This window comes from Pseudomonas marginalis (genome assembly GCF_008692035.1).
In the GTDB taxonomy this organism is placed as follows: Bacteria; Pseudomonadota; Gammaproteobacteria; order Pseudomonadales; family Pseudomonadaceae; genus Aquipseudomonas; species Aquipseudomonas marginalis.
In genome coordinates this window covers 415,888-437,407 of the sequence record NZ_VTFG01000001.1, presented here as the reverse complement: position 1 = coordinate 437,407, position 21,520 = coordinate 415,888, and the positions used below count along the sequence as shown (strand labels likewise).

Sequence of the window (21,520 nt, the reverse complement as noted above, 5' to 3'; positions counted from 1 at the left end):
ACCGCCGACTTCGTCACCAGTATTTAGCGCTCCACGGCCTGGGCGCTATCGGACCAAGGAAGAAACCATCGCTGTAACAAGCGCTCCAGATCATCCACATACGTGAACGCGACCGGCACGACCAGCAGACTTAAAGCGGTTGACGTTACCAATCCACCAATCACCGCGATGGCCATAGGCTGACGGAAGCTGGCATCCGCTCCCAGCCCCAGTGCAATGGGCAGCATGCCCGCGATCATTGCCAAGGTCGTCATAACAATGGGCCGGACACGTTTGTGACATGCATTAACCAAGGCATCGAAAACGGACAGGCGTTGCTGGTGAATGCCCATCACGGCGTACTCTACTAGGAGGATAGAGTTTTTGGTCACAATGCCCATCAACATCACAAGACCTATCATGGACGGCAGGCTTAGCATGCCTCGGGTCACGAGCAGTGCGACAAAGGCCCCACCCACTGAAAGCGGGATGGCGAAGAGAATGGTCAGTGGTTGAAAGAAGTCACGGAAAAGAAGCACCAGCACGCAGTACACGCAGAACACCCCGATGACAATGGCCATGCCGAACCCACCCATCAGCTCAGCCATGATTTCCGCATCGCCGGTTTCGATCAGCTTGACGCTGGTGGGCATAGCCTGGATCTCGGGTAAAGCTTTAGCCAGGGTCAGCGCCTGCCCTAACGGCATGCCCCCCAGGTCTGCACTGACGGTGGCGTACCTGCGGCGGTCATAACGGTCAATCTGCGTAGGGCCACTCTCTACCGTCAGGCTGGCAACACTGGATAAGGGGATCAAGCCATCGCGACCACGAACCCGAAGATTAGCTATCGTTTCAAGGTCCTGTCTTGAGGTATCTGGAATTCGCACCTGAATCGCTACCTGACGATTGTCCAGGTTTAGCTTGGCCATTTTTGCGTCAAAGTCCCCATTGGTTGCAATGCGAACCGTCTCACCAATGGTTGATGTAGTAACACCACGTTCCGCTGCCTGCTGAGCGTCGGGGCGTACGATGATCTCGGGGCGCTCCAGGCTTGCCGTGGAGGTGATGTTGGCAAGACCCGGGACATCGCGAAGTTGCCGCTCCAGCGCCTGCGCTGTAGTTTTCAGCGCTGCTTTATCGTCACTGGAGAGAATCAGCGAGAGTTTCTCCCCCAGCCCCCCCGAGCCGATTGAAAAGCGGGCTCCGGGTACATCGCGCAGCGCGACGCGTACCTGAGTTTCGATCTCAACCTGGGCTGGGCGCGTGCCGCGAGGAGAAAGTACCATCGTCATGGTCGCCCTGCGTAATTCTGCCGCCTGTGTCTGCCCGCGTCCGGCAGGTTGGGCGACCCCCACGCTGGTCATTACATGCTCGATGCCGGGAATATGCTGGATTGCACGACTCACCGCTCCCGTCGTCGCTCGGGTCGCCTCCAAGCTGCTGCCAGGGGGCAACTCAATATTGATATTGCTATAGCCCTTGTCGGAGGCCGGCATCAGACCTGTCTCAAGCAGTGGCACAACCGCGATCGAAGCAGCGAATATAAGGACCGTACCCAACAGCGTGAGGCGCCTATGGGTAAGACACCATTTCACTGCGCTGAGGTAGCGTGTCATCAGCACGCCGTCCTTGGCCTCAACATGACCGCTATGGGTCTTGAGCAGATAGGCTGCCATCATTGGGGTCAGCACCCTGGCAACCAGCAATGAGGAGAGGACCGCCACCACCGCGGTCCAGCCGAACTGCTTGAAAAATAGTCCCGGTATGCCACTCATCATGGCGGTGGGTAAAAACACCACGACAAGGGTCATGGTGGTCGCCATAACCGCCAAGGCAATTTCGGTTACAGCATCACCGGCGGCCTGTTTGATCGGTTTGCCCATACGACTGTGACGCTCGATATTCTCAATCTCGACAATAGCGTCGTCCACCAAAATACCCACGATTACTGCCAATGCGAGCAGGGTCAGGGTATTGAGCGAGTAGCCAAGCCAGCTCATGACCAGGAACGTTGGCAGGATAGACAAGGGCAAGGCTGAAGCCGAAATCAAGGTTGCACGCCAGTCGCGCAGGAACCACCACACCACCAGCACGGCCAGTAGCGCGCCCTCGTAGAGCATGTGCATCGATCCTTCGTACTGCTCACGCGTATAGTCGACGGTTCCGCAGACCTTGGTAAAACTCAGGCTTGGATCGGTGCCGTGAAGCTTGTTGAGTGCGTCGGCCACACCGGCCGCCACTCGCGTCTCATCGAAATCCTTGGCACGGAATATCCTGAATCCGACCACGGGTTTGCCGTCCAGGGTGGCGATCTGAGTCCGGTCCGCGTAGCCATCCTTAACCACCGCGACCTGGTCCAGGTTGACGCGTCGCCCACTCTCCAGCACCACCGGCAGGCTGTTCAGTTCGGCAGCTGTACGCACAGTCGCAATGGTGCGCACCGCCTGTTCAGTGCCCCCCACCTGCCCTCTTCCGCCAGACGACTCTTGCTCAACCGTTTTCAACGCCCGTGATACATCCGCAGCTGTTGCCCCCATGGCAGCCAAGCTTGCCGGATCCACCTCTACCAATACTTGACGCTGGACACCGCCGACCCGCTCGAACTTGCCGATACCGGGCACGCCCAGGATAGTCTTGTTAATGGTGTCATCCACAAACCAGGACAGGGCCTCTTCGTCCATTCGCGAAGACGCCACGGCGTAGAGCAAGGTCGCCTCATCACCACCCACCCGCACCGCACTTATAGAGGGCTGCTCCAAGTCGCCAGGCAGATCGGAACGCACTTTATCCACTGCGTCTTTGGTTTCAATCAGGGCATCGGAGAGTTTCTTTTCCAGGATGAACTCAACGTTAATCGTGACCAGCCCGTCGACGATGGAGGTGCTGATGTGTTTGATACCTGACAACGTCGCCAGGGAATTCTCGACCTTACGTGCAACCTCGGTTTCCATTTGAGCTGGCGCAGCGCCAGGTTGCGTCAAAGCGATAACGACCGTTGGGAGATCAATGTCCGGCATGTTGGCAATTGGCAAGGCACGAAAGCCAAGGATCCCGGCCAAGGAAAGCAGGATAAAAAGCAGGATGGACGGAATGGGATTACGGATAGACCACGTGGCAAAGTTCATCATTCACTCCTGGGCCGCAACCGGCGCTGCGGTAACGTGGACCCGATCGCCGTCGTTCAAGAAGCCGGCGCCTTGCACGACGACTTTGTCTGTAACACCAAGCCCTAAAAGGATTTCCACCTCGGCGTTTTGTCGACGCCCCACGATCACTGGCTGCATACCGATGCGGTCACCCTCGAGCAGTTTGGGCACATAGCTGCGACCATCGCGGATCACTACGCTTGCAGCCGGTACCACCAGAGCGGAGCTTTCAGCGACGACGACCCTCCCTCTTGGATACATGCCAGCTCTTGCCAGGCTGCCGGGTTCAATATCCGCATAGACAATACCGAGCCTGGTCTGGCTATCCAGGCTGGGCGCCAGCTCGCGCGCTACCGCTACGGCTGAGGTACCGTCAGGCAATACCAGGCTGATACGCTGGCCGGGTTTGACTTGGGATAGCTGCACAGCTGTCAGTTCACCACGCCATTCCAGGCGACTTTGGCGAATCATTCGAAATAGCTCTTGTCCCGTCCCATACACCGCACCCACCGTTGCACTACGGGCGCTGATAACGCCATCATCCGGGGCGATCACTTTGGCGTACCGTATTTGCAAAAGCGTTCCTCGCAGCAATGCCTTCGCAACACCGGCCTGGGTCACATACTGGAGAACGTCCTGCTCACTCATGCCGCCAGTACCCTTGAGCTGCAAAGCGCGCTGGCTATTGGCTTCGGCCTGTTGCCAGGACGCCCTTAGCCGTGACTCGTCGGCACCCAACAGGTCGGCATCGAAAGTCGCCAGCAATTGCCCGCGCTTAACGCGGTCCCCCACGTTCACGAGCATTTCAGCCAATCTCAAGCCCGATACCTGGGAACCGATGATTGCCTCCTCCCATGGGGCAATAACCCCGCTGGCCTCAAGCGTTGCAGGCCACTGCACCAGCGTTGCTGTGGTGGTAGTCACAGCCATCGCGACGGCAGGCTGCATGGGTGCCAGCGTGGCGTTGGAGTGAGCGGTGAAGAACAGGACACCGCCGACCATCGCCCCAATGCATAGGGCAACGACACTGACTGACCTGCGGCCGAGACGGCCCGAAGAAAAAAACAAGTTATTCATGGGCTGTGTTGTCCGGAATTAGGGCGATTGCTCCGCCGGTGGCTTTGACTAGGGATATCCAGGCCTGAGCCTGGTCGCGACGCGCAGAAATCTGCGCGTCCTGTGCCGAGGCGAACTGGCGGCGACTGTCTTCGAGTTCGAACAGGCTGACAGCGCCAACCTTCCACTGAGCATCGGAAGCCAGCAGTGTGGTGCAAGCAGCGATCACACCTTCTCGGGTCGATGCACCCCGTAATTCGGCCGATGCCTGAGCAGCAATAGCGTTTTCCACGTCCTGAACGGTAGTGCGCAACGTGCCTTGCAGACTGGTTACTGCGCGCCTGTAGCGAGCGTCAGCGACTTTCACATTCGCAGCGCCTGTACCGCCATCGAACAGCGTGCCGCTCAGGCTGGGGCCAATGGACCACGTGTTGAAATCAAGACTGGAGCCTGCGGCGCGGATCCATTGACCGGTCAATGCTGCCGTCAGATCAATACGCGGCAGGCGGTTTGCGCGAGCAACAGCGATATCTGCCCAGGCAGCGGCGACTTCACGCTCAGCCGAGATAACATCCGGGTGTTGCACCAACACCGTTGCAGGCATTGCAGGTACCGCCGCCGGCGCTCGTGGCATGAACACGGGCGCCGCATCAGGCGTTGACGGAGCAACACCTACCAATGTCTTAACCCTGCTAGAACTCTGGCCGCTGAGGGCCACCAAAGCGTTCACCTGGCGAGCGCACTGTTCTTGCTGAGTCGCCAGATTGGTACGGGACGTCGCAAGGCCCGTGAGTATGCGAGCTTCGTCAACCGCAGCGGCAAAGCCGCTTTGCAGACGTCGTCGAGTCAGGGCGAGGGTTCTTTCCCGGGAAGCGATGTCATCAACCAGCACACGCCGACTGTTTTCGCAGGCACGCAGAGTCAGCACATCGTTCGCGATATCGGCTACCAGGGTCAGTCGCGTTGATGCGGCATCAGCCGTGCGAGCATCAAGGCGGTTCTGAGAAGCTTCAACCGACTCCCGAACCCGTCCGAAAAGATCAATCTCCCAGCTGAAGCTCGGCCCAACCGAAGCCGAGGTGCCAAGCACAGTGGTGCTGGAAGAAAAAGGAGACGTGTTCTGGCTTTGCTCCCGCGTCAAGCTCGCACTCGCACCGATGGTGGGCAGCGTATCTGCGGTAGTCACTCCCAGCGTCCCACGGGCTTCGTCGATACGCATAAGCGCTTGAAGCAACGTTGGGTTATCAGCAAGCGCCTTATCGATCAACTCGTCGACAGCATCATCACCGAGCTTCCGCCACCAGGGCTTTGCCGCCAGTGAAGGCTGATTGTCCTCGGGCGCCGACGCCCCAGACCAACCGGAGGGCGTGGCCAGGGTCGGCTTGGTATAGGCCGGCTGCAACGAACAACCACCAGATGCCAACAGCGATGCAGCGAATGCATACATCGCCAGCCGCCTGCAGCGCACCCACGCGTGCCCGTTACGCTTGGCACGACTGGCGTCACGTTTGATTTTTGAAGTCATCTCAGATAACCGAAAATAAAGCACGTTAAGACCTTAACGGCAGACGCAAAGCCTTAAGCTGGCGCGTCGAGAGTCAAGTCGGATCATCGTGGGCGGCAGCAACTTATTCTTTACCGTCAAAGCAACCCCGGCGTTTTTTGGGCTGACTCACGGCGACAGTGAAAAGCTTCGCCAGCCTCTCAATAAGCCCTAGTGCGAAACCACAATGTCGGAGATCGGGTAGCGCCACCTCTCTTCGATCCGTGCATCATCCGCGCGATACCCAAGGGCAATCACAAGAGGAATCACCGCACCCCGTGGGAGATCGAGAAGTTTGGCGACCTGCGACGCGGAAAACCCTTCCATCGGGCAGGAGTCGATGCCTTTGGCTGCTGCGCCAAGCATGATTGTTTGAGCAGCGAAGATCGCATTGCGTGCTGCCCATTGACGACCGCCGGTGTGCCCAATAGGGATCAGCGATAAGGTGGGACGGATAAGTGCGGCAAGAGACACCAGCGGTGACCAGAATGCCGAAGATCCAATGCCCAGGATTTTCTGGAACATGCCTACTTGCTTGCGATAGTAAGCCTTCGAGTCAGGGCCCAGTGTCGTCGAGCTTTCTACATGAGCGAGTTGCGCTCTGGCGGTTCGCAGGCCCATCGCGGGGCTGGCCACTACGACAACAAAGTCTGCCGCTGTCGCCGCCGCTTTCTGCCCATTGCAGGCCGCAGCGACTTTAGCTTTCAAGGCCGGCTCTCGAATCCAATGCAGCTCGTACGGCTGCATGTTCCCGCTGGAAGGTGCAAAAGCAGCTTCAGCAAGCAATGCATACACGTCACCTTCGGGAATCGTCGTCGAGTTGAATTTACGAATGGCCCTGCGGAAACGGTTCGCTGCTTGAAAGCCGTCCCAAGGAAGTACCGGGTGATGTGTATTCATGATTGAGTTGCTCTCGGTTGGTTAAGAACGTTGTGTTTCCTCAACTCAAATCGTAAGTTAAAGCTTATATTTTAAAAACTCGCGTTCTGGAGCGTCCCATGAACAAAAGCCGAACGACCGTAACCCCCCGTAAAATCCCGGCCCAGGCACGCTCCCGCGCAACTGTCGAAGCGATTATCCAAGCGGCGACTTACATTTTGACCAAGGTCGGCTGGGAAGGCCTGACGACCAATGCAATTGCAGAGCGCGCGGGCGTCAATATTGGTTCGCTCTATCAGTTTTTTCCGAACAAAGAGGCGGTTATCGCAGAGTTACAGCGACGTCATGCCGCTGCAACGCGAACCGATTTGCTTAACGCGTTGGAAGTTTTGCCAGGACAACCGTCTCTTCGAGAGGCGCTCACAATGATCGTGGAAATGATCGTCGCGGAGCATCGCATCGCGCCTGCGCTTCATAAGGCGATTCATGAAGAGCTGCCCCGCACCGTTCGCCAGGAAGAGCATGAAAAAGATCATATGCAGCGACAGTTTTCAGACGTCCTGAGACCTTTCATGAAGAATGTTCCCGATCCGGATCTTTCGATCTATCTGATGGGCATCGCTGCGCATGCGATCATCCATACCGTGACGGCTGATCGGCCACAATTGTTGGGGGATCAGCGCTTTATTACTGAGGTTGTCACCCTGCTTGAAAACTATCTCTATAGGCAAAATGGGGACAGGACCTGATATTCCTCAGTGGCCCCCCTTCGATAAAATACCGTTGTTCGACGGCAATCCCCTGGCGCTCCGCCAAACCGGCGAATGCCTCATGCTGCGCTTCGTTCAGCGCCTCATAGAGCCAGATTGAAGTGTCCAAAATCATTAGGCCAGTTCATGGTGGGAGGGGCAATCAATAGTAAACGCGGATTCTGCAATATAGGGCACCTCGGCACGTGGCCATCTCAATCTGTGAATTGGCCTCCAGTGAGCCGTGCACAGCGGCGGTTAGTTGATCTTTATCAGCTGAGCCAGCAAAAAGCTGATTTTCGTCAACAGCCCACCCGAGCCTTGCACCATGGCCTGGGGGTATGTGTTACACGCATACCTCATGCTCAAACGTCATAATCCTATTTTTTGCGGCGTGTTAATCTGCTGCGACTATGAATAGGCATTGATCGTCAGTCGACAATGGCCCCAACCAGGAAAGATCATGCCAAAAAAGTCCCACTCAGCGCTTCGCCGCAATTTTCGTGAGCTGTTTGCAACGCCAACCTGCGTTGAAACCGCGTCCGTGTTCGACCCTATGTCGGCACGTATCGCCGCCGACCTGGGCTTCGAGGTCGGTATCCTGGGTGGCTCCGTGGCCTCGTTGCAGGTACTGGCAGCACCCGACTTTGCCTTGATCACGCTGAGTGAGTTCGTCGAGCAGGCTACCCGTATCGGCCGCGTCGCCCAGTTGCCTTTTATTGCCGATGCCGACCACGGTTACGGCAATGCACTCAACGTGATGCGCACCGTCGAAGAGCTTGAGCGCGCCGGCGTCGCGGCATTGACGATTGAAGACACGCTGCTGCCTGCACAATTCGGGCGCAAATCCACCGACCTGATTTCCATCCAGGAAGGCATCGGCAAGGTCCGCGCCGCCCTGGAAGCCCGTGTCGATCCTGAACTGTCGATCATCGCCCGGACCAACGCCGGCGTGTTGTCCACCGAAGCGGTGATCGAACGCACCCGGGCTTATCAGAAAGCCGGTGCCGACGGCATCTGCATGGTGGGTGTCAGCGACTTCGAGCACCTGGAGAAGATCGCGGAAAACCTCACCGTGCCGCTGATGCTGGTGACCTACGGCAACCCCAAGCTCAACGACGCCCAGCGTTTGGCGGATTTGGGCGTGCGCGTGGTGGTTGCCGGCCATGGCGCGTACTTTGCGGCGATCAAGGCTACTTACGACAGCCTCCGCGCCCAGCGCCAGCTGACCCACAGCACCTCGAACCTCAGTGCGACGGAGCTGACCCATACCTACACGCTGCCTGAAAGTTACGTGGCGTGGGCCAAGGAGTTCATGGACGTGGAAGAGTAATAACTGCGTGGAATAAGGGGCCAATTACTCCAGCGCCCTCGCCCTTGTTAGTTCAACTTAAAAACTCCCCATGGAAAAAATCCGCCGTAGCAACTACGGCGGCAACCAAAGGGTATTGTCGAAGCAGAGCGGCTAAGACAGTGCCCACGCTACACCTCCCGCCGATTAAAAATAGTGAAGTTTAATTAATCGAGTTTCATCCCCGGCACACCTGCAGGCCGCGCAAAATCTGCCTGGAGTCAGCTTCGGCAAACCCGTCGAAGACAATAAGAAACCGTAACGCCTCACTTTAAAACTCTGCCCATACAAGCGTGTACGCCTGCCAGACAGTGCGGCGTTTCTGTGCGCGTTCATTATTCCGGGGAAGTTAATAACATGATTAAACAGTGGAGCCTGTTGGCGCTGGCGGTGTGCGCCAGTATCAGCCCCGTGGCGTTTGCCGAGTCCGTCACGGACCAGGCCGACTCCAAGGGTTTTATCGACGGCAGCAGCGTCACCGGCTTGTTGCGCAACTATTACTTCGACCGCGACCGTGCGAGCGGCAAGGCCGACAACCGCGACTGGGCCCAGGGCGCCATGCTCAACTACGCCTCGGGCTTCACTCAGGGCACCCTCGGCTTTGGCGTGGATGCCTACGCCTACGGCGCGCTGAAACTCGACGCTACCCACGCGGACGCCGGCACCGGCGACCTGCCGACCGATCGGCACGGCGATCCCGAGAATGCCTACGGTTCCGTCGGTGCTGCGGTGAAACTCAAAATTTCCAAGACCCAGTTGAAGTTCGGTGACATGCAGCCCACCGCGCCGGTCTTCGCCACCGGCGGCACCCGCCTGCTGCCGCAGACCGCCACCGGCTTTGATCTCACCAGCAGCGAAATCAGCGGACTGGACCTGGAAGCCGGGCACTTCACCAGCACCAACAGCGGCATGACCAGCAACCATGACCACGATATCTACGCCACCTACGCCAACGTGGCGGCCAACAGCGCGAGCTTTGTCGGCGGCAAATACACCTTCACCCCGTCACTGAGCGCGACACTGTATGCCGGCGAACTGGAAGACATCTGGCGCCAGTACTACACCAACCTCAACTACGTCATCGCCCTGCCCCATGACCAATCCCTGGCCCTGGACGGCAACCTGTACCGCACCCTCGACACCGGCGCCGCCAAGGCCGGCGCGATCAACAACACCACCTACTCGGTGGCGGCGGCCTATTCGTTCCTGCAGGCGCATACGCTGACGCTGTCGTTCCAGAAGGTGCACGGCGACACGCCCTTTGACTACATCGGCACCGGCAACAACGGCGCAGGTGAAGGCGGCGACTCGGTGTTCCTGGCCAACTCGGTGCAGTGGGGCGACTTCAACGGGCCAGGCGAGCAATCGTGGGGGATTCGTTATGACTTGAACATGGCCAGTTATGGCGTGCCGGGGTTGAGTTTCATGAGCCGCTATATCAACGGTTCGGACATCAACGGCACCCACACCCCGGTCAACAGCGCCTATGCCGGCGATTACGGTGCCGACGGCGCCCATCACGAGACGGACGTGGAGGCCAAATACGTGATCCAGAGTGGTCCGGCGAAAAACCTGTCGTTGCGCGTGCGTGATGCCATCGTGGCGTCCAACGCCGACCAGCGCGATGGCGACTTGAATGAGCTACGGGTGATCGTCGACTACCCGTTCACCTTGCTGTAAAGGGAGCCTTGTCAGGAGAGGGAATGGCTCCCTCTCCACGCCTAAGACGCGATCAGCCTACCCAGCCGACGGCAGTTTTTGGAATCACTTCCGACTCATCCAGTTTCGACGCAAACATACTCACGGCCTGCACCGCATCACTGGTGCTGGTGCGGATCTGCAAAATCACCGAACCCGCCTGGTCGGCCAGGTTCACGCCGCGTTGCGCGCCCTCTTGGGTGGAGCTCATGCTGGCCACCGCGTCGCGGGTTTCCGACAGGATCATGCCGATCATTTCGGCGATTTCCGCAGTCGAGCGGCTGGTACGCCCCGCCAACTGCCTGACCTCATCGGCCACCACGGCAAAACCACGCCCTTGGTCGCCCGCACGGGCAGCCTCGATGGCCGCGTTGAGGGCCAACAGGTTGGTTTGGTCGGCGATGCCTCGAATGGTATTGACGATGGCGGTAATTTGCTCGGAGCGCTCGCCCAATTGCCCGACCAGACGCGCCGACGCGCCGATGTTCTCCGCGATCCGGCGCATTTCAGCGGCGGTTTCATGGATTACCTGGGTGCCATGTTCGGCAAACCGCTCGGTCTCGGAGGAAATATGGTAGGCCCGGGAGGCGCCGCGTGAGTCTTCCTCGAACTTTTCCACGCGTTCAGTGATGTCACTGGCAAACTTGACGATCTTGATCAGCGTGCCGTCGCCGTCGTAGACCGGGTTGTAACTGGCCTCCAGCCACGCGACACGGCCATGCTTGCCGAGACGTTTGAATTGCCCGGTGAAAAATTCACCGTTGTTCAAGCGTCGCCAGAAGTCGGTGTACTCGCTGCTGTTGATCAGGCTGGGTTCGCAAAACAGGCGGTGGTGCTTGCCTTTGATTTCGGCCAGCGTATAGCCCATGACGTGCAGAAAGTTCTCGTTGGCGTCCAGCACCTGACCGTTCAAGTCGAACTCGATCACTGCCATGGCCCGATCCACTGCGGCCAGTTTGCTGCGGGTCGCCGCCTCCTGTTCGACTTTGGCGGTGACATCCAGGGCGTACTTGACCACTTTCAGCACTTGGCCACGCTCATCCAGTACCGGGTTGTAGCTGGCTTCCAACCAGACCGTCTTGCCGTGGGCATCCACGCGCTTGAAGGTGCCCGATACGAACTTACCGGCCTTGAGCTCACCCCAGAACTGGCTGTAGGCGGGGCTGTTGGTCAGCGCCGGCAAGCAAAAGTCCCGGTGGGATTTGCTCGCCAATTGGTCGCGACTGTAGCCCAGGGTTTTCAGGAAGTTATCGTTGGCACGCAGGACCTTGCCGTTGAGGTCGAATTCGACGACCGCCATGGAGCGTTCCAGGGCGCTGATCAGTCCTTTGTACTCGGTGACTTCGGCCGTCCTGGCCGCCAGTTCGGTTTTGAGTGTTGTATTGAACATGACGAGCCCTCAGCCGTGCGGAAAAACCTGTGTCTTGACTCGCTATCGGCTGGGAAATACGCGACTTTAAGGGGCGCAGCAGGATTATTTTCTGGCGTCAAATTATTGCTTGAGCCCGCAGGATTCAAGGCTTTGCGGCAAGCGAAGCCAAGCGCTCCCGCATACCGGTACTGGCCGCCGGGCCGGCCTGCAACACACAGTCCTCCAACGCTACGATGTGTCCCTCTGCACTCGCCAACATCGGCTGCACCGGCCGCCCCGTGTCCCGCTCGACCAACTCGACACTGGTGCCTTCTTCGGCGTAATGCCGGTTACCCCACGCCACCAGCGACATCAGCACCATGCGGAAATCCTCGCCCTTGGCGGTCGGCACATATTCATAACGCGGCGGCCGCTCACTGTAGGCCCTGCGCTCCAGCATCCCCGCCTCCACCAACGCTGTCAGGCGACGCGTGAGCATGTTCGGTGCGATGCCCAGGCTGCGCGAGAACTCATCGAAGCGGCGCAGCCCCTGCAACGCGTCGCGCATGATCAGGATGCTCCACCACTCCCCTACCCGGTCGAGGCTGCGGGCGATGGGGCATTCGTCGCGGGTCAGGGACTTGCGTTGCATAAGGATTCCTTGGGGCCGGTGCACAGTTGTGTGACGCCATGTTACTTTCATCATGATAGTGACGTCCATAAGGTCTGGACCCTCAACGCAACCGGAGTCGATTGATCATGAGTAAACGTATCGTTGTGACAGGCATGGGTGCGCTGACACCGTTGGGCGCCGATGTGGAGTCAACCTGGAAACGCCTGTTGAACGGGCAGTCGGGCATTCGTCGCCTGCCTGAAGAACTGATCGGCGACCTGGCCATCAGCATCGGCGGCCAAGTGCAGAGCGTGCTGCAGGACCCTGAAGCCGGGTTCGATCCTGATCGCCTGCTGGCGGCAAAAGAGCAGCGCAAGATGGACCGTTTTATCCTGTTCGCCCTGGCGGCGGCCGACGAAGCCCTGAAGCAGGCCGGCTGGGCACCGAACACCGCGCAGCAGCAGGAACGCACCGCCACCATTATTGCCTCGGGCGTCGGCGGTTTTCCGGCCATCGCCGAGGCGGTACGTACCACCGACAGCAAGGGGCCGCGACGTTTGTCGCCGTTCACCATCCCATCGTTCCTGAGCAACATGGCCGCCGGGCATGTGTCGATCAACTATGGCTTGAAAGGCCCGCTGGGAGCGCCGGTCACGGCCTGTGCCGCGGGTGTGCAGGCCATTGGCGACGCCGCGCGGATGATCCGTGCGGGCGAAGTGGATGTGGCAGTGTGCGGGGGCGCCGAAGCGGCGATCCACCGGGTCAGCCTGGGCGGCTTCGCCGCTGCACGGGCCTTGTCCAGCGCCTTCAACGACGCCCCCGAGCGCGCCTCGCGCCCGTTCGATCAGGCTCGGGACGGCTTTGTGATGGGCGAAGGCGCCGGCATCCTGGTCATCGAGGAACTGCAACACGCCCTGGCACGCGGTGCCCGGCCTATTGCCGAATTGGTGGGCTACGGCACCAGTGCCGATGCGTACCATATGACCGCCGGCCCGGAAGACGGTGACGGCGCGCGCCGAGCGATGACGCAGGCGTTGCGTCAGGCGGGGATCGAGGCGTCCGCGGTGCAGTACCTGAATGCCCACGCCACCTCGACGCCGGTGGGCGACAAGGGCGAATTGGCAGCTATCAGGACCGTATTCGGTGTCGGTGGCCAGCTGGCGATCAGCTCGACCAAGTCCGCCACCGGCCACTTGCTCGGGGCAGCAGGCGGGATCGAGGCGGTCTTCACCGTACTTGCCCTGCGCGATCAGGTCGCACCGGTGACCCTCAACCTGGAACACCCGGATGACCTGGCCGAGGGGCTGGACATGGTGCGCGGTGATGCGCGGCCGATGGCGATTGAATACGCGCTGTCCAACGGCTTCGGGTTTGGTGGCGTAAATGCCAGCGTGTTGTTCCGCCGCTGGGTATAAGCCAGCGGTTTGCCCCTGGGATTGTTTTCGGGGACCATGGCGCCTTTCCGTTATTGCCAACAAGAGGCGCCCATGGCCAACCACGACCTGTCCTACACCCCCGATCCGGATGCCGACTCGATTTCCTCCGACGTTGTCGGTTTCAACGGCATCCTGGTCTCCACCCAGATCCCGACCCGCGCCGACGGCAGCCTGGAACTGGGCGATATCACCCTGCAAAGCGAATGCACCCTGCAAGCGCTGAAAGTCGCGCTGGAAAAAGCCGGCAGCTCCATGGACCGGGTCATGCACCTGACCATTTATCTGACCGATATGGCCGACCGCGCCGCCTTCAATGAGGTCTACAAACGCTTCTTTGCCAAGCCCTGGCCCGTGCGCGCGGCGGTTGGCGTGGCTGCACTGGCGGTAGACGGCATGCGTGTGGAAGTCACCGCGATGGCCGCTCAAGCCTGAAGTAATGCCGGTCAGGCATTTCACAGCTACAATGCGCGCCTCAACCGTGACAAGCCTGACTAAAAAAACTATGTCCTTGCCCAAGCATCACCTGGAATTGCTCAGCCCTGCCCGCGATGTCGCCATCGCGCGCGAGGCCATCCTGCATGGCGCCGACGCCATCTACATCGGCGGCCCCAGCTTCGGCGCGCGCCATAACGCGTGCAACGAAGTGAGCGATATCGCTCAACTGGTGGAATTCGCCCGTCGTTACCACGCCCGCGTGTTCACGACTATCAACACCATCTTGCATGACAACGAACTCGAAGCCGCGCGCAAGCTGATCCATCAGCTCTACGACGCCGGTGTCGATGCGTTGATCGTGCAGGACCTTGGCGTGATGGAGCTGGATATTCCGCCCATCGAGCTGCACGCCAGCACCCAGACCGACATCCGCACCCTGGGCCGCGCCAAGTTCCTCGACCAGGCCGGGTTCTCGCAGTTGGTGTTGGCCCGCGAGCTGAACCTGCAGGAAATCCGCGCCATCGCCGACGAGACCGATGCCGCCATCGAGTTCTTTATCCACGGCGCCCTGTGCGTGGCCTTCTCCGGGCAGTGCAATATCTCCCACGCGCAAAATGGCCGCAGCGCCAACCGTGGGGACTGCTCCCAGGCCTGCCGCCTGCCGTACACCTTGAAAGACGACCAGGGCCGCGTCGTGGCCTTTGAAAAGCACCTGTTGTCGATGAAAGACAACAACCAGAGCGCCAACCTGCGCGCGCTGGTGGAAGCCGGCGTGCGCTCCTTCAAGATCGAAGGCCGCTACAAGGACATGGGTTATGTGAAGAACATTACCGCCTATTACCGCCAGCGCCTCGACGAAATCCTCGAAGACCGTCCGGACCTGGCCCGCGCGTCCAGCGGCCGTACCGCGCACTTCTTCCTGCCCGACCCGGAAAAAACCTTCCACCGTGGCAGCACCGACTACTTTGTCAGCGACCGCAAGATCGACATCGGCGCCTTCGACACCCCGACCTTCACCGGTTTGCCGGTGGGTGTGGTGGAAAAAGCCGGCAAGCGTGACCTGCAAGTGATCACCCATGAGCCGCTGTCCAACGGCGACGGCCTCAATGTGCTGGTCAAGCGCGAGGTGGTGGGCTTCCGCGCCAACATCGCCGAGCCCAAGGGCGAGTTCGAGGAAGACGGTGAGAAGCGCTACCGCTATCGCGTCGAGCCGAATGAAATGCCGGCCGGCCTGCATCAGTTGCGCCCGAACCACCCGCTGAACCGCAACCTCGACCACAACTGGCAGCAGGCGTTGCTCAAGACTTCGGCCGAACGCCGTATCGGCCTGTCATGGGTCGCACGTCTGCGCGAAGAACAGTTGGAAATCACCGCCACCAGCGAAGAAGGCATCCACGCCAGCGTCACCCTGCCCGGCCCGTTCGGCGTGGCCAACAAACCGGAACAGGCGCTGGACACCCTGCGCGACCTGCTTGGCCAACTCGGTACCACCGAGTATCACGCCACCCGCATCGAACTGGATGCACCGCAGGCATTCTTCATCCCCAACTCGCAGCTCAAGGCATTGCGCCGCGAAGTGATCGAAGCCCTGACCGCCGCCCGTGTTGCCGCCCACCCCCGTGGCGGGCGCAAGGCCGAGACCACGCCGCCGCCGGTGTATCCGGAAGCGCACCTGTCGTTCCTGGCCAACGTCTACAACCAGAAAGCCCGCGACTTCTACCACCGTCACGGGGTGAAGCTGATCGACGCAGCCTTTGAAGCCCATGAAGAGAAAGGCGAAGTGCCGGTGATGATCACCAAGCACTGCCTGCGTTTCTCCTTCAACCTCTGCCCTAAACAGGCCAAGGGGGTGACAGGGGTGAAGACCAAGGTCGCGCCGATGCAGTTGATTCACGGCGATGAAGTGCTGACGTTGAAGTTCGACTGCAAACCCTGCGAGATGCACGTGGTGGGCAAGATCAAGGGGCATATCCTTGGGTTGCCGCAGCCGGGCAGTGTGGTGGAGCATTTCAACCCGGAAAATATCATCTTTCAGGGCACGCACTGACCCTGTGGGAGCGGGGCCACCACCAGCCCCGCTGCAACCCCGCCGCCGCCAGCAGGATCGCCATCACCCCCAGCCATTGCAGCCAGCCCAGGCGATGCCCGAAGGCAATCCAATCGACGAAGATCGCCGCAATCGGGTAGATAAACGACAGTGCGCCGGTGATGGCGGTGGGCAGTTTCTGGATCGCGCCATAGAGCAACACGTACATCAAGCCGGTGTGCACCACACCGAGCGTGACCAATGCCGCCCAGGCGTTGGTGGTGGCAGGCAAGCTGTTCCAAGGCACCAAGGGCGCCAGTAACACTGCGCCGGTGGTCACCTGGATCAACGCCATCAAATGCGGTGGTACGTCCTTCAAACGCTTGATGATCAGTGCGGCAATCGCATACAGCAATGCCGCGCCCAGCGCCAAGGCGATGCCCGCCAGATAATCGTCGCCGGTTGGCTGATTACCATGGGCGGTGACGATCGCCAGCATTCCCAGGAACGCCACGCTCAACCACGCCAGTTTCTGCACGGTGATCTTTTCGCCCAGGAACAGCGCTGCCAGCATCACCAACATGAACGGCTGCACGTTGTACACCGCCGTGCTGATGGCGATCGACGCGCGGGAATAGGATTCGAACAGCAGCAACCAGTTGCCGACAATCGCCACGCCACTGAGCATCGCCAGGCCGAACGTGGCCCAACTGAGCAGGTCCAGGCGCAGGTAGCCGAGCAGCGCGCACACCAGCAACAGGGTCAGGCCGCCGATCACGCAGCGCCAGAACACCACTTCGATCACCGACACGCCGGACACCAGCACAAACCAGCCGATGGTGCCCGAGATCAGCATGGCGGCGATCATTTCCCACGAACCGAGACGGATGGATGAATCCATGATTGATGCTCCTCAAGTGAGGCTCAATTATGGCAATCTGCTGGTGAGCGGCTCCAGTGGGTAAAAAAGGCAGAATCCCGCAATCACCTTTTCTTATTAGGCGAACACCATGATTGACACCATCGACCAGCAACTGATCGCCGCCTTGACGGATGACTCGCGGTTGTCCCTCAAGGCCCTGGCGGGCAAAACCGGGCTGTCCTCGCCCAGCGTCGGCGAACGCCTGCGCCGCCTGGAAGAACGTGGCGTGCTGACCCACTACACCGTCGACATCGACCCCAGGCACTTCGGCTACCTGCTGCAAGCCATCGTGCGCATCCGTCCCCTGCCCGGCAAATTGCAGGAGGTGGAGCGGCAGATCCAGGCGATACCCGAATTCACCGAATGCGACAAGGTCACCGGCGAAGACTGCTTCATCGCACGCCTGCATGTGCGCACCATGGACCATCTCGACAGCCTGCTGGATCGGATCAATGCCTACGCCGAAACCAACACCGCCATCGTCAAGAAAACCCCGGTAAAGCGACGTTTGCCGCCGCTGACCAACGACTGAACAACAACACACCGATTCTTGTGGAGAGTGGGCCGGGTGTGGTGAGCGGGCTTGTTTGGGCAAGCAGGCTTCCTGTGGCAGGCAGGCTTGTTGTAGTAAGCAGGCCTGTTGTGGTGAGCGGGGCTGTTGTGGTGAGCGGGCTTGCCCCGCGCTGGGGCGCGAAGCGGCCCCTAAACCTGACCACTCACCATGCCTGGATAAACGCGGTGCCTTTATTGGGGCTGCTTCGCAGCCCAGCGCGGGGCAAGCCCGCTCACCACAACAAGCCCGCTCACCACAACAGGCCCGTTCACCACAACAAGCTCACTCACCACAACAGGTCTGCTCACCACAACAGCACCACGCACAACAGGAGCCTAGTCGTGAAGGGCCTTGGCGGCGGGCAGCAAACTTTGAAACTTGCGATAACGCGCCGCCAACACCGGCTGCTGCATCAGGTCAGGTGTGTACCGGGCTTTAACCGGCATCCCCGCCGCGAGTAACTCAGCCCCCTGCCCCATCGCCACAAACCCGAGCTTTGCCGCGCCAATACACGCGCTCAATTCACTGCCCTGCAAGGTGAAGATTTCCCGCTGCAGGATATTCGCCAGCAGCTGCGCCCAGTACTCACTGCGCGCACCACCGCCCACCAGGGCCAAAGCGGTAACGTCGGCGCCGGTCGATTGCACCGCGCGCAACGCATCGAGCAAACCGAAACCCACCCCTTCCATCACCGCGTAACCGAGCATCGCCGGTGTGCAGTCGTGGCCCAGGTTCATGAAGCCGCCGCGCAGCAAAGGATCGTTGTGGGGTGTGCGTTCGCCGGCCAGGTACGGCAGGAACAACGGCGTCTCCAAAGGCACGTGCTGCTCAATCGGCAATTGCACCTGCACCTGCTCCAGCAACGCTTGCTCATCGGCCATACCCGTCAGCCGTGTGACCCAGCGCAGGCAACTGGCGCCGGCGAGCATGGCGCCCATGGTGTACCAGCGGTTGGGCAGCGCGTGGCAGAAGCTGTGCACTGCACTGGCCGGGTTGCCTGCAGCGTGATCGGTGATCGCAACAATGGCCGCGCTGGTGCCAAGGGTAATGAAGCCATCACCGGCATTGACCGCGCCGATGCCGACTGCCGCCACAGGGTTGTCACCGCCACCGCCGGCAATCACCACGTCAACTGACAGGCCCAGTCCCATGGCCGTCAACAACGCGCTCGCCGCACCACCCTCCACCAGCCTGGGCAATTGCCCGGGCGTAAGGCCTGTAGCGCGAACCATAGGGGTAAACCATGCCCGCCGCGCCACATCCAGCCACAACGTACCCGCCGCGTCGGACATCTCGCTGATGCGCTCGCCACTCAAACGCAAGCGCAGGTAATCCTTGGGTGACAGCACGCAGTCAATCGCCTGGAACACCTCGGGCTCATGCCGTTGCAGCCACAGCAGTTTCGGCGCGGTCAGCCCGGCCATGGGCAGGCTGCCGGTGACGTCGGCGAAGCCGGGACCCAGTTGTTCGACCTCGGCCACGGCACGGGAGTCGTCCCACAGGATCGCCGGGTACAACACGCGGTTGTCCGCCCCCAGCAACACCGCGCCGTGCATCTGCCCCGACAGGCCGATACAGGCCACGCGGGTAAACGCCTCGTGTCCGCGCAGTTGCGCCAACGCCTGCAAGCAGGCTTGCCACCAGTCTTCCGGCGCCTGTTCAGACCAGCCGCTGTGCCGGCGCGACACGCTCAAGCGCACGCCGGCATGGGCCAGCACCGCGCCCGTGGCGTCCATGAGGATGGCTTTGAGTTCCGATGTGCCCAGGTCAATGCCCAGGGAAACAGGACTGTTCATGCGTGTGTTATTCCCATCAAGGACAGCCACAGGAGTTACGTAACTGCAGGGTCGGCGCCAGGCGCACGCTCTGGGGCGGTGCGTCAGGCGACGCCATACGTTGCAGCAACAGGTCGACCGCGCGGGCGCCAAGGGCCTTGACCGGCTGTGCGATCAGGCTCAGGCGCGGCACGAAAAAATCCGCCCAGTCAAAATCATCAAAGCCCACCAGGGCCATTTGTCTCGGCACTTCAAGCTGCGCGTCACGCAGAGCGTGCATCGCGCCGAGGGTCATCAGGTTATTGCCGGCCATGATCGCCGTGGGTGGCGAAGCCAGGTCCAGCAACTGCGCCGTGGCCTGGCGCGCCGGTTCGGTGTTGGAGCCACCGTTGACCAGCAGCTGCGGATCGAAGGCCAGCCCCGCCGCGTGCAACGCCGCGCGGTAACCCGCTACCCGCTCATCCGTAGTACTGAAACCCGTGCGCCCGGCGATAAAGCCGATGCGGCGGTGCCCGTGACCGATCAGGTGCTCAATCAGGGCCTGGGTGGCCTGGGCATTCTCCACCCCGACCTGGTCAAACTGCTCGCTCATCATGCGGTCCACCAGCACCGCCGGAATCTCGTTGGCGCGCAGGTATTCCAGGGCCATCGAGCCGTTCGACGGCGCCAGCACGATACCGTCGACCCGCCGATGATGCAGCGCCATGACGACCCGCAGCTCCTGCTCCGGGTCGTCGTGGGTGTCGACAAACAGCATCATGTAGCCGTGCTTGGCGCACTCGGTTTCAATCGCGTGCACCGTCTCGCTGAAGTAATGGTTGGACAGCGCCGAGATCGCCACGCCGATCGTGTTGGTACTCGACCGCGCCAGCGAGCGCGCCAGGGTGTTGGGGATATACCCCAGCGCCTGGATCGCCCGCTGCACCGCCAGCACCGTGGCCGGGCTGACCTTGCGGGTGCCGTTCAACACGTGTGACACGGTCGACGTCGACACCCCCGCCCTGCTTGCCACGTCATCCATGGTCACCACGACGCTGTTCCTCTCACGCTATCAATGTTTACTCGACCAGCCACTGTACGTACCGACGTTGTCGCGGGTGATCAGTTTTGGCGTGAGCAGGGTCACCGCTTCGGCCGGGGCCTTGTCGTTGAGCAGGTCATTGCCGACATTCACCGCCGTCTGCGCCATGGCCCATGGGTCCTGGCTGGCTGACGCCTGGATCTGGGTATCGGTCTTCAGCGCGTTCTCGATATCCGGCGCGCCGTCCACCGAGGTGATGATGATGCCGCTGCGCTTGAGCTGCTTGGCCGCCAGGTCGCTGCCGATGGCCTGGGGGTCGTTGATCGCAAACAGGCCGTCGATTTTCGGGAAGCGCGTGAGGTAGCCCTGCATCACGTTCAGGCCGCCTTCGCGGGAGCCTTTGCCGTCCTGGTCGTCGGACAGCACCTTGATCTCCGGCGCGCCGGCCAATGCGGCTTTACAGCCTTTGACGCGGTCGGTCACGGCGGTGACTTGCGGGCCGTTCTGGATAATCACGTTGCCCTTGCCGGCAAGCTTGTCCACCAGGTATTGGCAGGCCAGCTTGCCGGCTTCGACGTTGTCGGTCTGCACGGTGGCATTCACGCCCTTGGCGTCCACATCCACCGCCACCACGACGATGCCGGCATCGCGGGCTTTCTTGATCGCCGAGGCCATGGCCGAAGGGTCGACGGCGTTGATCAGGATCAGGTCGACCTTGGACGAGATAAAGTTGTCGATCTGCGAAAATTGCTTGCTCAGGTCATAGTCGGCCGACACCGAAGTGACCTTGACGTTGGGGTTCAGCTCCTTGGCCCGGGCCGTGGCGCCATCGGCCAGGGTCACGAAATACGGGTTGCCGAGCGAGCCCATGCTGATGCCCAGGGCCTTGAGTTCGCGGGCCTCTGCGGCTTGGGACATCAGGGCAGCCAAGGCAATGACGGGAAACATGCGTTTAAGGTTCATGCGGGTCTCTCTTGTGATTGTTGT

Annotated in this window: 16 protein-coding genes and 2 pseudogenes; 7 read left to right on the top strand and 11 right to left on the bottom strand. The window is 60.5% G+C overall.

Translation table 11 applies throughout. The features are described from left to right. Positions 1 to 23 precede the first annotated feature (23 nt). From FX984_RS01780 to FX984_RS01765, 4 genes are all read right to left on the bottom strand, one after another. Entirely contained in the window at positions 24 to 3,104 is a 3,081-nt protein-coding gene (locus tag FX984_RS01780) for an efflux RND transporter permease subunit (RefSeq protein WP_146476395.1), read from the bottom strand. A 3-nt stretch (positions 3,105 to 3,107) separates the two neighbouring features. Further along, complete coding sequence (locus FX984_RS01775) at positions 3,108 to 4,202, bottom strand: efflux RND transporter periplasmic adaptor subunit (RefSeq protein ID WP_027605827.1); 1,095 nt, start codon at positions 4,200 to 4,202, stop codon at positions 3,108 to 3,110. Beyond that, complete coding sequence (locus tag FX984_RS01770; RefSeq protein WP_223841582.1) at positions 4,195 to 5,706, bottom strand: efflux transporter outer membrane subunit; 1,512 nt, start codon at positions 5,704 to 5,706, stop codon at positions 4,195 to 4,197. The genes FX984_RS01775 and FX984_RS01770 overlap by 8 nt, the downstream gene beginning before the upstream one ends. Before the next feature lie 189 nt (positions 5,707 to 5,895). Further along, complete coding sequence (locus FX984_RS01765; protein WP_027605825.1) at positions 5,896 to 6,624, bottom strand: nitroreductase family protein; 729 nt, start codon at positions 6,622 to 6,624, stop codon at positions 5,896 to 5,898. Positions 6,625 to 6,722: 98 nt separating this feature from the next. On the opposite strand from FX984_RS01765, the gene FX984_RS01760 reads away from it, so the two are divergent. The 3 genes from FX984_RS01760 (at position 6,723) to FX984_RS01745 (ending at position 10,383) form a co-directional block, all read left to right on the top strand. Next, positions 6,723 to 7,352 (top strand): TetR/AcrR family transcriptional regulator, encoded by a 630-nt coding sequence (locus FX984_RS01760; RefSeq protein ID WP_146476396.1) that lies wholly within the window; start codon positions 6,723 to 6,725, stop codon positions 7,350 to 7,352. 463 nt (positions 7,353 to 7,815) lie between these two features. After that, positions 7,816 to 8,685, top strand: a complete 870-nt coding sequence (locus FX984_RS01750) for an isocitrate lyase/PEP mutase family protein (RefSeq protein ID WP_027605823.1) — start codon at positions 7,816 to 7,818, stop codon at positions 8,683 to 8,685. Positions 8,686 to 9,060: 375 nt separating this feature from the next. Continuing rightward, complete coding sequence (locus FX984_RS01745) at positions 9,061 to 10,383, top strand: OprD family porin (RefSeq protein WP_027605822.1); 1,323 nt, start codon at positions 9,061 to 9,063, stop codon at positions 10,381 to 10,383. A 52-nt stretch (positions 10,384 to 10,435) separates the two neighbouring features. Here FX984_RS01745 and FX984_RS33035 read toward each other — a convergent pair. The 3 genes and pseudogenes from FX984_RS33035 to FX984_RS01735 all read right to left on the bottom strand — a co-directional run. Beyond that, positions 10,436 to 10,912, bottom strand: a pseudogene (locus tag FX984_RS33035) (methyl-accepting chemotaxis protein); the annotation flags it as partial. 111 nt (positions 10,913 to 11,023) lie between these two features. Beyond that, a pseudogene (locus FX984_RS33030) lies at positions 11,024 to 11,791 on the bottom strand (PAS domain-containing protein); the annotation flags it as partial. A 124-nt stretch (positions 11,792 to 11,915) separates the two neighbouring features. Further along, positions 11,916 to 12,404: a winged helix-turn-helix transcriptional regulator gene (locus FX984_RS01735; RefSeq protein WP_141157735.1), complete on the bottom strand. Its 489-nt coding sequence runs from the start codon at positions 12,402 to 12,404 to the stop codon at positions 11,916 to 11,918. Between the two features lie 107 nt (positions 12,405 to 12,511). On the opposite strand from FX984_RS01735, the gene fabF reads away from it, so the two are divergent. From fabF to FX984_RS01720, 3 genes are all read left to right on the top strand, one after another. Beyond that, complete coding sequence (gene fabF, locus FX984_RS01730; RefSeq protein ID WP_146476397.1) at positions 12,512 to 13,780, top strand: beta-ketoacyl-ACP synthase II; 1,269 nt, start codon at positions 12,512 to 12,514, stop codon at positions 13,778 to 13,780. A 72-nt stretch (positions 13,781 to 13,852) separates the two neighbouring features. Then, positions 13,853 to 14,233, top strand: coding sequence for a RidA family protein (locus tag FX984_RS01725; protein WP_027605818.1), 381 nt, complete (start codon positions 13,853 to 13,855; stop codon positions 14,231 to 14,233). 70 nt (positions 14,234 to 14,303) lie between these two features. Continuing rightward, complete coding sequence (locus FX984_RS01720; RefSeq protein ID WP_027605817.1) at positions 14,304 to 16,283, top strand: peptidase U32 family protein; 1,980 nt, start codon at positions 14,304 to 14,306, stop codon at positions 16,281 to 16,283. On the opposite strand, the gene FX984_RS01715 is transcribed toward FX984_RS01720, so the two are convergent. After that, entirely contained in the window at positions 16,261 to 17,163 is a 903-nt protein-coding gene (locus FX984_RS01715; protein ID WP_027605816.1) for a DMT family transporter, read from the bottom strand. The two genes, FX984_RS01720 and FX984_RS01715, sit on opposite strands and share 23 nt — an antisense overlap. A gap of 109 nt (positions 17,164 to 17,272) precedes the next feature. Here FX984_RS01715 and FX984_RS01710 point away from each other — a divergent pair, with 109 nt between their 5' ends. Further along, complete coding sequence (locus tag FX984_RS01710) at positions 17,273 to 17,716, top strand: Lrp/AsnC family transcriptional regulator (protein WP_108573142.1); 444 nt, start codon at positions 17,273 to 17,275, stop codon at positions 17,714 to 17,716. 356 nt (positions 17,717 to 18,072) lie between these two features. Here FX984_RS01710 and xylB read toward each other — a convergent pair whose 3' ends face one another. Genes xylB through FX984_RS01690 form a run of 3 tightly spaced genes read right to left on the bottom strand, consistent with a single transcriptional unit; the run spans position 18,073 to position 21,496 of the window. Beyond that, complete coding sequence (xylB, locus tag FX984_RS01700) at positions 18,073 to 19,533, bottom strand: xylulokinase (protein ID WP_146476399.1); 1,461 nt, start codon at positions 19,531 to 19,533, stop codon at positions 18,073 to 18,075. A 16-nt stretch (positions 19,534 to 19,549) separates the two neighbouring features. Beyond that, complete coding sequence (locus FX984_RS01695) at positions 19,550 to 20,542, bottom strand: LacI family DNA-binding transcriptional regulator (protein WP_146476400.1); 993 nt, start codon at positions 20,540 to 20,542, stop codon at positions 19,550 to 19,552. Between the two features lie 21 nt (positions 20,543 to 20,563). Further along, positions 20,564 to 21,496, bottom strand: a complete 933-nt coding sequence (locus tag FX984_RS01690; RefSeq protein ID WP_092358053.1) for an ABC transporter substrate-binding protein — start codon at positions 21,494 to 21,496, stop codon at positions 20,564 to 20,566. Positions 21,497 to 21,520: the final 24 nt, after the last annotated feature.